Genomic DNA, 13,665 nt, shown 5'->3' on the forward strand with positions numbered 1-13,665 from the left:
CGTCGATCGCGATGGCCACGATCGAGGAGTGCCGCGCCGCACTCGAAAAGCTCTCGGACAACATGCAGCAAGCCGAAGGGGACGTCCGCACGGCCGCTGCCCTGGACCGCTCGGTGAGCTGCCGGATCACCGACCTGGACGTCACCTTCATGGGCCGGCTCACCGGCGGCCGGATCGTGGTGCACGACACGATCCAGGGGCCACCGCCCGAAAAGGCCCAGATCAGACTGACCATGGCGGGCGACGACCTGGTGGCGCTGGTCGACGGCGAGCTGAACTTCGCCAAGGCCTGGGGCTCGGGCCGGGTGAAGCTGGAGGCCGGGCTGCGCGACCTGCTCCAGCTCAGAAAGCTTCTGTAGCAGCCATCTTCCTGGGATCGGCCCTCGCCTCCGTCCGCGCCCTGCGCGCCGCCGGCACCACCAGCGGTGTCCCCGTCTCCGGGTCGTCGATGACCTGGCAGCGCAGCCCGAAGACCTCCTCGACCAGTTCGGCCGTGACGATGTCGCTCGGCGCACCCTCGGCGATGATCCGCCCCTCGCGCAGCGCGATCAGGTGGGTGGCGTACCGGGCGGCGTGGTTGAGGTCGTGCAGCACGGCGACCAGCGTGCGCCCCTGTTCCTCGTGCAGCTCGGCGCACAGGTCGAGGACGTCGATCTGGTGCTGGATGTCGAGGTAGGTCGTCGGCTCGTCGAGCAGCAGCAGCGGGGTCTGCTGGGCGAGCGCCATGGCGATCCACACGCGCTGCCGCTGGCCTCCCGACAGTTCGTCGACATATCGATCGGCGAGTTGGGCGACCCCGGTCTGCGCCATCGACTCCTGCACCACCCGCTCGTCCTGCGCCGACCACTGGCGCAGAATGCCCTGGTGCGGGTACCTGCCGCGGCCCACCAGGTCGGCGACGGTGATCCCGTCGGGCGCGATCGACGACTGCGGCAGCAGGCCCAGCGTCCGCGCGATCTTCTTCGCCGGCATCGACTGGATGACCTGCCCGTCGAGCAGCACCCGGCCCCGGCTCGGCTTCAGCATCCGCGACAGGGCACGCAGCAGCGTCGACTTGCCGCACGCGTTGGGTCCGACGATCACGGTGAACGAGTTGTCAGGAATCTCCACCGCGAGCTGCTCGGCGATGACCCGCTGGTCGTAGGCGAGGGTGACGTTCTCGGCGGACAGACGGTTCACGGTGCTCCTTCGCTTGTTCGGCCCCGTTGTTCGGCCCGCCTCGCTGTTCGGCCCGCCGGCGGTGGTGCCGTGGGCGCTCATATCCGGCCCGCCCTGCGCTCGGTGACCAGCAGCCACAGCAGATAGACGCCGCCGAGCACTCCGGTGACGACACCCACGGGCAGCTGGTCGGCGCCGAAGACGCGCTGCGAGGCCCAGTCGGCGGCGACCAGGAGGGCGGCGCCCATGCAGAGGGACGACAACAGGTTGGGGCCGGGCGAGCGGGTCAGGCGGCGGGCGAGCTGCGGTGCGGTGAGCGCGACGAAGCTGACGGGGCCCGCGGCGGCGGTGGCGGTGGCGGTGAGCAGGACGGCGGCCACCATCAGCAGCCCCCGTACACGCTCCACGCGCACCCCGAGGGCGTTCGAGACGTCGTCGCCCATCTCCATCATTCGCAGCCCGCGCGCGTTGGCGAGCACGAGCGGTACGAGCACGGTGCACAGCCCGAGCAGCGGCCAGACCTGGTCCCAGTCGCGGCCGCTGAGGGACCCGGTCATCCAGACGACCGCGCGGGTGGCGTCGACGATGTCGGAGACGGTGAGCAGATAGCCGTTGACGGCCGTGACGATCGCGGAGACGCCGATACCGACCAGGACCAGTCGGTAACCGTGCACGCCCTGCTTCCAGGCGAGCAGATGGATGGCGAGTCCGGTCGCCAGACCGCCCACGAGCGCGCCCACGGTGACCTGGGCCGCGGTTCCGGAGAACAGCACGATCATCACGAGCGCCCCGGCCGTCGCCCCCTGCCCGAGGCCGAGCACGTCCGGGCTGCCCAGCGGATTGCGGGAGACGGCCTGGAACAGCGCACCCCCGAGCCCCAGTGAGGCGCCGACCAGCAGCCCGACCAGCACCCGCGGCAGGCGCAGCTCGTTGACGATGAACTCCTGCCCCGCGTTTCCGTTCCCGGCCAGCGTCTTCAGTACGTCGCCCGCCGGGATCGGGAAGTCGCCGGTGCCGATCAGCAGGACGCTCGCGGCGAGCGCGGCAAGCAGCAGCAGAGCGACGACGGTGACGGCCCGGACGTCCAGGCGCACGGACAGCCCGCCCGGCGCCCTCACCACACGGTTGGCCCTCACAGCTGCGCCGTCCTTCGCCGTCGTACCAGAAAGATGAAGACCGGTCCGCCGATGAGCGCGGTGACGATGCCGACCTGCAGCTCCGAGGGACGGGCGACGACCCGGCCGATCACATCGGCCCCGAGCAGCAGCACGGGCGACAGGATCGTGGCGTACGGCAGGATCCAGCGCAGGTCGGGACCGGTGAAGGACCGTACGACGTGCGGGACCATCAGTCCCACGAAGGCGATCGGCCCGCAGGCGGCGGTCGCCGCCCCGCACAGCACGGTCGCGGCGAGCATGGACAGTGCCCGGGTGCGGTTCAGGTTCGCGCCGAGCGCCTTGGCGGTGTCGTCGCCCATGGCCACCGCGTTGAGCGGCCGGGCGAGCGCGAGGGCGAGGACCGTGCCGGCCGCGAGGAACGGCAGCACCTGCAGGATCGTCGAGTTGGTCGCCGAGGCCAGTGAACCGACCGTCCAGAAGCGCATCTTGGCGAGCGCCGCCTGGTCCGTGATCATCACGGCCTGCAGATAGCCGTAGAGCGCGGCACTGATCGCGGTACCGGCGAGCGCGAGCCGCACCGGCGTCGCGCCCCGGCTGCCACCGAGGAACCAGACAAGCGCTCCTACGGCAGCCGCTCCGGCGAAGGCGAACCAGACATAGCAGCCCAGGCTCGTGACACCGAAGTAGGTCATCGCCGTGACGACCGCGGCCGACGCGCCCGCGTTGATGCCGAGCAGCCCCGGGTCGGCGAGCGGATTGCGGGTGAGCGCCTGGAGCACCGCCCCGGAGAGGCCGAGCGCCGCGCCGGCGAGCAGGCCGAGCACGGTCCGCGACAGCCGCTCGTCGACCACGACGTCGCCGTAGGTCCCCGTGTAGTGGAACAGCCCGTGCCAGACCTGCTCCGGGGAGAGCACTTTCGCGCCGATCGCGATGCTCGTCAGGGCGACGAGGACCAGGACGACGACGGACACGAGAAGCCCAACGGCACGTATCGCCCGGCGGGTTGGGGGCGCGGGGGCGGTCTCCGCGCACTGTTCGGGAGGACTGTCGACCAACACGTGGTTAGGTTAGCCTACCCTCGCCTTGACGTACGATCCCCGGTCGCGGCGGCCATGCGATGCACAGGTTCCCCGCTCCCCGCCGGGCGTGCGCGTCGGCTCACAAATCCAGCCGCGCCAGCGCCTTCCCCGCATCCAGCTTGCACACACCCTCACCGGCCGCCGTCCAGGCCGCCGCGCACAACGCCCGCAGTCCGTCCAGGGCCTCGCCGTCACCGTCCAGTTCCAGCCGGTCCGTGCCCGCCGTCGCCGTCCAGCCGCCGCACCGGAAGCCCCCTCCCGCCTCGCCGACCTCGGGCTGTCCCGTCAGCATCCCGCGCAGATCGGCGTCGACATACGTCGGCCGGTGCTGCGGCGGTGCGGCAAGCAGCTGCGCGCCGTCGGTGACGCCGGTGAGGACGAGCAGCGAGTCCACCTCCCCGTTGAACGCGCCTTCGATGTCCGTGTCCAGCCGGTCCCCGACCACCAGCGGACGCTCGGCACCGGTCCGCAGGATCGTCTCGCGGTGCATGGGCGGCAACGGCTTGCCCGCGACCTGCGGTTCGGCCCCGGTCGCAATCCGTACGACCTCCACCGCCGCGCCGTTGCCCGGCGCGATCCCGCGCGCGCTCGGAATCGTCAGGTCGGTGTTGGACGCGTACCAGGGCACCCCGCGCGCGATGGCGAAGCAGGCCTCGGCGAACCGTGCCCACTGCAACTCGGGCCCGCCGTACCCCTGCACGACCGCCACCGGATCGTCGTCCGCCGACTCGACGGGTTCGAGCCCCAGCTCCCGCAGCGCGACCCGCAGCCCCTCCCCGCCGATCACCAGCACACGCGCCCCCGCCGGCACCTGCTCGCTGATCAGCCGCGCGACCGCCTGCGCGGAGGTGATGACGTCATCCGCGCCGGTCGGTATCCCCAGCTCGGTCAAGTGATCGGCCACCGTGTCCGGCGTCCGCAGCGCGTTGTTGGTGACGTACGCGAGATGCATCCCGCCCGCCCGGGCGGTGGCCAGCGACTCGACCGCGTACGCGATGGCCTTGCCCCCGGCGTACACCACCCCGTCCAGATCGAGCAGCGCCGTGTCATACGCCTCGCTCAGGGCCTGGCCACTGCCCTCGGGCCTCGTCCTGACGCTCTGGCTCATTCCACATCGCTCCTCGCTCGACGGCTTTCCCTCGATCATCCCTCACGCCTCTGACACACGTACGATGCCGGGATGAACACAGCAGGTCACTCGGAACCAACGGCGCGCCGAGGCCTGGAACTCACCCCGTTCCGAGGCCTTCGCTACGACCCCGACCGGGTCGGCAGCCTGGCCGCCGTGACGTCCCCTCCGTACGACGTCGTCGTACGCCCCGACGGCCTGCACCACCTCCAGTCCGCCGACCCGTACAACATCGTCCGCCTGATCCTGCCGCAGGCCACCACGCCCACCGCGCGCAATGAACAGGCCGCCGACACCCTGCGCCGCTGGCTGTCGGAGGGCGTACTGGCCGCAGACTCACAACCGGGCCTGTACGTCTACGAGCAGCAGGACGGCAACGGAATGCTGCAGCGCGGCATCATCGGCGCCCTGCGTGTCTCGGACCCTTCGGAGGGCGTGGTGCTGCCGCACGAGGACGTCATGCCGCATGTCGTCGCCGACCGCGCTGCGCTGATGCGCGCCACCTCCGCGAACCTCGAACCCCTGCTCCTGACCTACCGCGGCAATGGCTCGGCGTCGGCCGCGAGAGACGTCGTGGAACGGGTCGCCGACCTGTCCCCGCTCCTGGCCACCACTACGGAGGACGGCTTCAGCCACCGTCTGTGGTCGGTCACCGACCCGGCCGAGCTCGACCGCATCCAGGCCGACCTGGCCCAGCACCAGGCGCTGATCGCCGACGGCCACCACCGCTGGGCGACGTACCGCCGCCTTCGCGGGGAGCACCCCTCCCCCAGCGCCTGGGACTACGGCCTCGTCCTCCTGGTCGACACGGCCCGCTACCCCCTGCGCGTCCGCGCCATCCACCGCCTCCTGCACGGCCTGCCGGTTGCCGACGCGCTCGCCGCGATGGAGGGCCACTTCCGGATACGGCACCTGCCCGTGCCGCTGCCTGAAGCCCTGGACGCGCTCGCGGACAGCGCCTGCGCGGGCAACGCCTTCCTGCTGGCCGGCGACGGCGCCTTCCACCTGGTCGACCGCCCCGACCCGGACCTCCTGGCCCGTACGATCCCCGCCGACCGCCCCGTCGCCTGGCGCACCCTTGACGCGACGGTCCTGCACTCCACGCTCCTCGACCACGTCTGGCACATCCCCGAGGATTCCCCGGCCCACATCGCGTACATCCACGACACGGCGGCCACGGTCGAGAAGGCGGAACGCGACGGCGGTACGGCCGTCCTGATGCACCCGGTCCGCGAGGAGGTCGTCCGCGACCTGGCCCGCCAGGGAGTGACGATGCCCCGCAAGTCGACGTCGTTCGGCCCGAAGCCGGCCTCGGGACTGGTGCTGCGCGCACTGGACCTCTGACATGCGAAAGGGGCGGGACCACACGGTCCCGCCCCTCACACTCAGATCAGTCCTTGTCGTCCTCGACCTCGACGTCGTCCTCAGCCGCGACCTCCGCCTCGGCCTCGACCTCGGCACTGTCGGCCTCGTCGCTCTCCTCGAAGGCATCGACGAACTCCACACCGTCCAGCTCGGCGAGCCGGTCCGAGGCGTCCGTGCTGCCGTCCTTGTCGGCCTCGACGGCCTTCGCGAACCACTCCCGCGCCTCGTCCTTGCGACCGGCGGCGAGCAGCGCGTCGGCGTACGCGTACCGCAGTCGCGCGGTCCACGGCTGCAGCGAGTTGGAGGCCAACTCGGGGCTCTGTAGCGTCACGATGGCCGCGTCGAGCTGCCCCATGTCGCGCCGGGCGCCGGCCGCGACGAGCCGCATCTCGACCTGCCCGGCCTTGTCCAGCCTCTGCACCTCGGGCGCCCCGGCCATGTCCAGCGCCTTCTCCGGCCGCCCGAGTCCACGCTCGCAGTCGGCCATCACGGGCCACAGCTCCGCGCTGCCGGACATGCGCCGCGCCGCCCGGAACTCGGCAAGCGCCTCGGCGTACTTCTGGTTCGCGTACGCGGCGAACCCACCCGCCTCACGCACCGCGGCGACACGCGACGCCAGACGCAGCGCCACCTTGGAGTAGCCGTAGGCACCCTCGGGGTCCTCGTCGATGAGCCGAGCGACCATCACCAGGTTCTTGGCGACGTCCTCCGCAAGCCCCTTCGGCAGACTCTGCAGCTCCTGCCGTACGTCCTTGTCGATCTCCTCGCCGGTGACGTCCTCGGGGATGGGCAGCCGCTTGATCGGCTCACGGTCGCGGTCACGATCCCGCTCGTCACGGAACCGTCCGCCACCGCCCTGCCGGTCGTCCCGCCCCCGGAAGCCTCCGGAACCTCCGGGCCGACCACCGCGGTCGTCACGACGGGGACCGCCGCGTCCACCACGGTCATCGCCCCGCCGGTCGTCCCTACGGCCGTACCCGCCACCACGGTTGTCGTCCCGCCGAAATCCCCCGCGGTCGCCTTCCCGGCGCTCCCCGCGGTCATCACGACGGAAGGGAGGACGCTCGCCACGATCACCGCGATCATCACGACGGAAGGGAGGACGCTCGCCGCGGTCTCCACGATCATCACGACGGAAGGGAGGACGCTCGCCACGGTCTCCACGATCATCACGACGGAACGAGGGGCGATCCCCGCGGTCTCCACGATCATCACGACGGAAGGGAGGACGCTCGCCACGGTCTCCACGATCATCACGACGGAACGAGGGGCGATCCCCGCGGTCTCCACGATCATCACGACGGAACGACGGACGCTCGCCACGATCGCCACGGTCATCACGACGGAAGGGAGGACGTTCCCCACGATCACCGCGGTCATCACGCCGGAACGAGGAGGGACGCTCACTGCGGTCACCGCGGTCATCCCTGCGATCGTCGCGACGGCCGTAGCCACCACGGTCACGGTCGGAACCACCGCGGTTGTCGTCACGCCGGTCGTCCCTACGGTCATCACGGCGGAAACCGCCACGGTCACCGCGGTCATCACTCCGACGGTCGTCACTACGGCCGTATCCGCCACCGCGGTTGTCGTCGCGTCGGAAGCCACCGCGGTCGTTGTCGCGCCGCTCTCCTCGGTCGTCACGACGGAAGGGAGGACGCTCGCCGCGGTCTCCTCCACGGTCTCCGCGGTCGTCGCGCCGGAAGCCGCGATCACGGTCGTCCTTGCGGTCGTCGCGACGCGGCCCACGGTCACGGTCGTCGCGCTGGAACGCCGGACGCGCGCCACGGTCGCCCTCACGCCGGTCGTCTCGCCGGCCATACCCGCCACCGCGGTTGTCACCACGACGGTCGTCCCTACGGAAGCCGCCACGGTCGGACCCACCGCGGCTGTCACCGCCACGGTCGGACTCACCACGATTGTCGCCACCGCGGTTGTCACCACCGCGGTTGTCACCACCGCGGTTGTCCCGACGGTAACCCCCACGGTCACCGCGGTCCCCACTGTCCCGTCGCCGCTGGTCGCGCTCCGGTCGGTCGTCGGGAGAGTTGGTGGACATGGGTGACTCCTGTCTTCGGTACCGCAAGTCATTCTCGCGCAGCCGGGTATCCGGCGCGCTTCGGGCTGTGTTTGTTTCAGAAAAACGAAAGGACCCCTGGTCCCAGCTTGACGCTGGGACCAGGGGTCCTCCAAAGATTGTTCGGCGGCGTCCTACTCTCCCACAGGGTCCCCCCTGCAGTACCATCGGCGCTGTAAGGCTTAGCTTCCGGGTTCGAAATGTAACCGGGCGTTTCCCTCACGCTATAACCACCGAAACCCTAATGGTTTCGAGCGAACAAGCACACTCTTCACTTGTTTATCAGCTCAAAGCCGGCAACAGTCGTTGCCTCAGAACTAACACAGTGGACGCGAGCAACTGAGGACAAGCCCTCGGCCTATTAGTACCGGTCACCTCCACCCATTACTGGGCTTCCAGATCCGGCCTATCAACCCAGTCGTCTACTGGGAGCCTTACCCCATCAAGTGGGTGGGAATACTCATCTCGAAGCAGGCTTCCCGCTTAGATGCTTTCAGCGGTTATCCCTCCCGAACGTAGCCAACCAGCCATGCCCTTGGCAGAACAACTGGCACACCAGAGGTTCGTCCGTCCCGGTCCTCTCGTACTAGGGACAGCCCTTCTCAATATTCCTGCGCGCGCAGCGGATAGGGACCGAACTGTCTCACGACGTTCTAAACCCAGCTCGCGTACCGCTTTAATGGGCGAACAGCCCAACCCTTGGGACCGACTCCAGCCCCAGGATGCGACGAGCCGACATCGAGGTGCCAAACCATCCCGTCGATATGGACTCTTGGGGAAGATCAGCCTGTTATCCCCGGGGTACCTTTTATCCGTTGAGCGACGGCGCTTCCACAAGCCACCGCCGGATCACTAGTCCCGACTTTCGTCCCTGCTCGACCCGTCGGTCTCACAGTCAAGCTCCCTTGTGCACTTACACTCAACACCTGATTGCCAACCAGGCTGAGGGAACCTTTGGGCGCCTCCGTTACTCTTTAGGAGGCAACCGCCCCAGTTAAACTACCCATCAGACACTGTCCCTGATCCGGATCACGGACCCAGGTTAGACATCCAGCACGACCAGACTGGTATTTCAACGACGACTCCCCCTGAACTGGCGTCCAGAGTTCACAGTCTCCCAGCTATCCTACACAAGCCGAACCGAACACCAATATCAAACTGTAGTAAAGGTCCCGGGGTCTTTCCGTCCTGCTGCGCGAAACGAGCATCTTTACTCGTAGTGCAATTTCACCGGGCCTATGGTTGAGACAGTCGAGAAGTCGTTACGCCATTCGTGCAGGTCGGAACTTACCCGACAAGGAATTTCGCTACCTTAGGATGGTTATAGTTACCACCGCCGTTTACTGGCGCTTAAGTTCTCAGCTTCGCACGCCCGAAAGCGCACTAACCGGTCCCCTTAACGTTCCAGCACCGGGCAGGCGTCAGTCCGTATACATCGCCTTACGGCTTCGCACGGACCTGTGTTTTTAGTAAACAGTCGCTTCTCGCTGGTCTCTGCGGCCACCCCCAGCTCATGGAGAAAATCCAATCACCGGTGATGGCCCCCCTTCTCCCGAAGTTACGGGGGCATTTTGCCGAGTTCCTTAACCATAGTTCACCCGAACGCCTCGGTATTCTCTACCTGACCACCTGAGTCGGTTTAGGGTACGGGCCGCCATGAAACTCGCTAGAGGCTTTTCTCGACAGCATAGGATCATCCACTTCACCACAATCGGCTCGGCATCAGGTCTCACCCACATGCCATCCGGATTTACCTGGATGGCGGGCTACACCCTTACCCCGGGACAACCACCGCCCGGGCTGGACTACCTTCCTGCGTCACCCCATCACTCACCTACTACAAGTCTGGTCCGTCGGCTCCACCACTTTCCATTCCCCGAAGGGTCCGGAACGGCTTCACGGACTTAGCATCGCCTGATTCAATGTTTGACGCTTCACAGCGGGTACCGGAATATCAACCGGTTATCCATCGACTACGCCTGTCGGCCTCGCCTTAGGTCCCGACTTACCCTGGGCAGATCAGCTTGACCCAGGAACCCTTAGTCAATCGGCGCACACGTTTCTCACGTGTGTATCGCTACTCATGCCTGCATTCTCACTCGTGAACCGTCCACCACTGCCTTCCGGCGCGGCTTCACCCGGCACACGACGCTCCCCTACCCATCCATGCGGGCGTTGGCCCTATAGCATGAATGACACGACTTCGGCGGTACGCTTGAGCCCCGCTACATTGTCGGCGCGGAATCACTAGACCAGTGAGCTATTACGCACTCTTTCAAGGGTGGCTGCTTCTAAGCCAACCTCCTGGTTGTCTGTGCGACTCCACATCCTTTCCCACTTAGCGTACGCTTAGGGGCCTTAGTCGATGCTCTGGGCTGTTTCCCTCTCGACCATGGAGCTTATCCCCCACAGTCTCACTGCCGCGCTCTCACTTACCGGCATTCGGAGTTTGGCTAAGGTCAGTAACCCGGTAGGGCCCATCGCCTATCCAGTGCTCTACCTCCGGCAAGAAACACACGACGCTGCACCTAAATGCATTTCGGGGAGAACCAGCTATCACGGAGTTTGATTGGCCTTTCACCCCTAACCACAGGTCATCCCCCAGGTTTTCAACCCTGGTGGGTTCGGTCCTCCACGAAGTCTTACCTCCGCTTCAACCTGCCCATGGCTAGATCACTCCGCTTCGGGTCTTGAGCGCGCTACTATACCGCCCTATTCGGACTCGCTTTCGCTACGGCTTCCCCACTCGGGTTAACCTCGCAACACACCGCAAACTCGCAGGCTCATTCTTCAAAAGGCACGCAGTCACGAGAATGTGCAAGCACATTCCGACGCTCCCACGGCTTGTAGGCACACGGTTTCAGGTACTATTTCACTCCGCTCCCGCGGTACTTTTCACCATTCCCTCACGGTACTATCCGCTATCGGTCACCAGGGAATATTTAGGCTTAGCGGGTGGTCCCGCCAGATTCACACGGGATTTCTCGGGCCCCGTGCTACTTGGGTGTCTCTCAAACGAGCCGCTGATGTTTCGACTACGGGGGTCTTACCCTCTACGCCGGACCTTTCGCATGTCCTTCGCCTACATCAACGGTTTCTGACTCGTCTCACGGCCGGCAGACCGTAAAAGAGAGATCCCACAACCCCGTATACGCAACCCCTGCCGGGTCTCACACGCATACGGTTTGGCCTCATCCGGTTTCGCTCGCCACTACTCCCGGAATCACGGTTGTTTTCTCTTCCTGCGGGTACTGAGATGTTTCACTTCCCCGCGTTCCCTCCACTTGCCCTATGTGTTCAGGCAAGGGTGACAGCCCATGACGACTGCCGGGTTTCCCCATTCGGACACCCCCGGATCAAAGCCTGGTTGACGACTCCCCGGGGCCTATCGTGGCCTCCCACGTCCTTCATCGGTTCCTGGTGCCAAGGCATCCACCGTGCGCCCTTAAAAACTTGGCCACAGATGCTCGCGTCCACTGTGCAGTTCTCAAACAACGACCAGCCACCCATCACCCCGAACCTAAGTCCGAGTGCACTGGGGCCGGCATCAGAAGGACGAGCAACGCTCGCACCCTCAGACACCCAACAGCGTGCCCGACCCGACTCCCGCCCGGAGATCATGCTTTCCACACTCCGAAGAGCAGTACTGGCAGCCTCCGACCCGTGAACCGGACCGAATAATCAACGTTCCACCCATGAGCAACCACCGTCGAACGTGTGCCGACGTAATGGCCCTGGACCACCAGGCACGCCTGGCGGTCTAGATGCTCCTTAGAAAGGAGGTGATCCAGCCGCACCTTCCGGTACGGCTACCTTGTTACGACTTCGTCCCAATCGCCAGTCCCACCTTCGACAGCTCCCTCCCACAAGGGGTTGGGCCACCGGCTTCGGGTGTTACCGACTTTCGTGACGTGACGGGCGGTGTGTACAAGGCCCGGGAACGTATTCACCGCAGCAATGCTGATCTGCGATTACTAGCAACTCCGACTTCATGGGGTCGAGTTGCAGACCCCAATCCGAACTGAGACCGGCTTTTTGAGATTCGCTCCACCTCACGGTATCGCAGCTCATTGTACCGGCCATTGTAGCACGTGTGCAGCCCAAGACATAAGGGGCATGATGACTTGACGTCGTCCCCACCTTCCTCCGAGTTGACCCCGGCGGTCTCCTGTGAGTCCCCATCACCCCGAAGGGCATGCTGGCAACACAGGACAAGGGTTGCGCTCGTTGCGGGACTTAACCCAACATCTCACGACACGAGCTGACGACAGCCATGCACCACCTGTACACCGACCACAAGGGGGGCACCATCTCTGATGCTTTCCGGCGTATGTCAAGCCTTGGTAAGGTTCTTCGCGTTGCGTCGAATTAAGCCACATGCTCCGCTGCTTGTGCGGGCCCCCGTCAATTCCTTTGAGTTTTAGCCTTGCGGCCGTACTCCCCAGGCGGGGAACTTAATGCGTTAGCTGCGGCACCGACGACGTGGAATGTCGCCAACACCTAGTTCCCACCGTTTACGGCGTGGACTACCAGGGTATCTAATCCTGTTCGCTCCCCACGCTTTCGCTCCTCAGCGTCAGTAATGGCCCAGAGATCCGCCTTCGCCACCGGTGTTCCTCCTGATATCTGCGCATTTCACCGCTACACCAGGAATTCCGATCTCCCCTACCACACTCTAGCTAGCCCGTATCGAATGCAGACCCGGGGTTAAGCCCCGGGCTTTCACACCCGACGTGACAAGCCGCCTACGAGCTCTTTACGCCCAATAATTCCGGACAACGCTTGCGCCCTACGTATTACCGCGGCTGCTGGCACGTAGTTAGCCGGCGCTTCTTCTGCAGGTACCGTCACTTTCGCTTCTTCCCTGCTGAAAGAGGTTTACAACCCGAAGGCCGTCATCCCTCACGCGGCGTCGCTGCATCAGGCTTGCGCCCATTGTGCAATATTCCCCACTGCTGCCTCCCGTAGGAGTCTGGGCCGTGTCTCAGTCCCAGTGTGGCCGGTCGCCCTCTCAGGCCGGCTACCCGTCGTCGCCTTGGTGAGCCATTACCTCACCAACAAGCTGATAGGCCGCGGGCTCATCCTTCACCGCCGGAGCTTTCAACCACCACCCATGCGAGTGGCAGTGATATCCGGTATTAGACCCCGTTTCCAGGGCTTGTCCCAGAGTGAAGGGCAGATTGCCCACGTGTTACTCACCCGTTCGCCACTAATCCACCCCGAAGGGCTTCATCGTTCGACTTGCATGTGTTAAGCACGCCGCCAGCGTTCGTCCTGAGCCAGGATCAAACTCTCCGTGAATGTTGTCCCGTAATCGGGATGACACCACGAGAGCGGAACAGCCGGGCGGAATAAGCCCAGCCGTTCACAGCGTCCTCGCTGTGTTTTACTTCAAAGGAACCTCGACCACCGGATGATTCCGGCAGACGGGGTATCAACATATCTGGCGTTGATTTTTGGCACGCTGTTGAGTTCTCAAGGAACGGACGCTTCCTTTGTACTCACCCTCTCGGGCTTTCCTCCGGGCGCTTCCCTTCGGTCTTGCGTTTCCGACTCTATCAGACCGTTTCCCGATCCGATTTCCTCGGTGCTTTCCAGGTTTCCGCTTTCGCGTTTCCCTTTCCGGCGGTTCCGACTCTATCAGATCCTTTCGGGCCTGATTCCCTGTCGGCGGGGCCTTTCGACATTCACTACGCTAGCCGATTCCCTCGGCAACTCATAATCGAGTTCCGCGAGCTT

Annotated in this window: 7 protein-coding genes, 3 rRNA genes and 1 pseudogene; 2 read left to right on the forward strand and 9 right to left on the reverse strand. The window is 65.5% G+C overall.

The features are described 5' to 3' along the window. The first annotated feature begins 11 nt into the window (after positions 1-11). Positions 12-359, forward strand: coding sequence for an SCP2 sterol-binding domain-containing protein (locus OG870_RS10540; RefSeq protein ID WP_266511745.1), 348 nt, complete (start codon positions 12-14; stop codon positions 357-359). Here OG870_RS10540 and OG870_RS10545 read toward each other — a convergent pair. From OG870_RS10545 to OG870_RS10560, 4 genes are all read right to left on the reverse strand, one after another. After that, positions 343-1,260 carry an ABC transporter ATP-binding protein gene (locus tag OG870_RS10545; RefSeq protein WP_266841250.1) on the reverse strand — a complete coding sequence of 306 codons (918 nt, stop codon included), beginning with the start codon at positions 1,258-1,260 and terminating at the stop codon, positions 343-345. The two genes, OG870_RS10540 and OG870_RS10545, sit on opposite strands and share 17 nt — an antisense overlap. After that, a complete protein-coding gene (locus OG870_RS10550) occupies positions 1,257-2,294 on the reverse strand; it encodes a FecCD family ABC transporter permease (protein WP_266841248.1) in 1,038 nt (345 codons plus the stop codon). The genes OG870_RS10545 and OG870_RS10550 overlap by 4 nt, the downstream gene beginning before the upstream one ends. After that, complete coding sequence (locus tag OG870_RS10555; protein ID WP_266841246.1) at positions 2,291-3,334, reverse strand: FecCD family ABC transporter permease; 1,044 nt, start codon at positions 3,332-3,334, stop codon at positions 2,291-2,293. Before OG870_RS10555 ends, OG870_RS10550 begins: the two co-directional genes overlap by 4 nt. Before the next feature lie 100 nt (positions 3,335-3,434). After that, positions 3,435-4,463, reverse strand: a complete 1,029-nt coding sequence (locus OG870_RS10560) for an HAD hydrolase-like protein (protein WP_266511756.1) — start codon at positions 4,461-4,463, stop codon at positions 3,435-3,437. Positions 4,464-4,535: 72 nt separating this feature from the next. On the opposite strand from OG870_RS10560, the gene OG870_RS10565 reads away from it, so the two are divergent. Further along, positions 4,536-5,828, forward strand: a complete 1,293-nt coding sequence (locus OG870_RS10565; protein WP_266511758.1) for a DUF1015 domain-containing protein — start codon at positions 4,536-4,538, stop codon at positions 5,826-5,828. Between the two features lie 46 nt (positions 5,829-5,874). Here OG870_RS10565 and OG870_RS10570 read toward each other — a convergent pair whose 3' ends face one another. The 5 genes and pseudogenes from OG870_RS10570 to OG870_RS10590 form a co-directional block, all read right to left on the reverse strand. Continuing rightward, positions 5,875-6,642 (reverse strand): tetratricopeptide repeat protein, encoded by a 768-nt coding sequence (locus OG870_RS10570; RefSeq protein WP_266520143.1) that lies wholly within the window; start codon positions 6,640-6,642, stop codon positions 5,875-5,877. A gap of 342 nt (positions 6,643-6,984) precedes the next feature. Next, positions 6,985-7,584, reverse strand: a pseudogene (locus OG870_RS10575) (hypothetical protein); the annotation flags it as partial. Between the two features lie 463 nt (positions 7,585-8,047). Next, positions 8,048-8,164: ribosomal RNA gene (gene rrf / locus OG870_RS10580) — 5S ribosomal RNA — on the reverse strand. 103 nt (positions 8,165-8,267) lie between these two features. After that, positions 8,268-11,385, reverse strand: a 23S ribosomal RNA gene (locus tag OG870_RS10585). 316 nt (positions 11,386-11,701) lie between these two features. Beyond that, positions 11,702-13,227, reverse strand: a 16S ribosomal RNA gene (locus OG870_RS10590). The 16S, 23S and 5S rRNA genes sit together here, the layout of an rRNA operon. Between the last annotated feature and the right edge of the window lie 438 nt (positions 13,228-13,665).

This window comes from Streptomyces sp. NBC_00461, assembly GCF_036013935.1.
Taxonomy (GTDB): domain Bacteria; phylum Actinomycetota; class Actinomycetes; order Streptomycetales; family Streptomycetaceae; genus Streptomyces.

Bases quoted from the DNA above. Each gene is read 5' to 3' on its own strand.
- OG870_RS10565 (WP_266511758.1), top strand. From the start codon at position 4,536: ATGAACACAGCAGGTCACTCGGAACCAACGGCGCGCCGAGGCCTGGAA.
- OG870_RS10545 (WP_266841250.1), bottom strand. From the start codon at position 1,260: ATGAGCGCCCACGGCACCACCGCCGGCGGGCCGAACAGCGAGGCGGGC.
- OG870_RS10560 (WP_266511756.1), bottom strand. From the start codon at position 4,463: ATGAGCCAGAGCGTCAGGACGAGGCCCGAGGGCAGTGGCCAGGCCCTG.
- OG870_RS10540 (WP_266511745.1), top strand. From the start codon at position 12: ATGGCCACGATCGAGGAGTGCCGCGCCGCACTCGAAAAGCTCTCGGAC.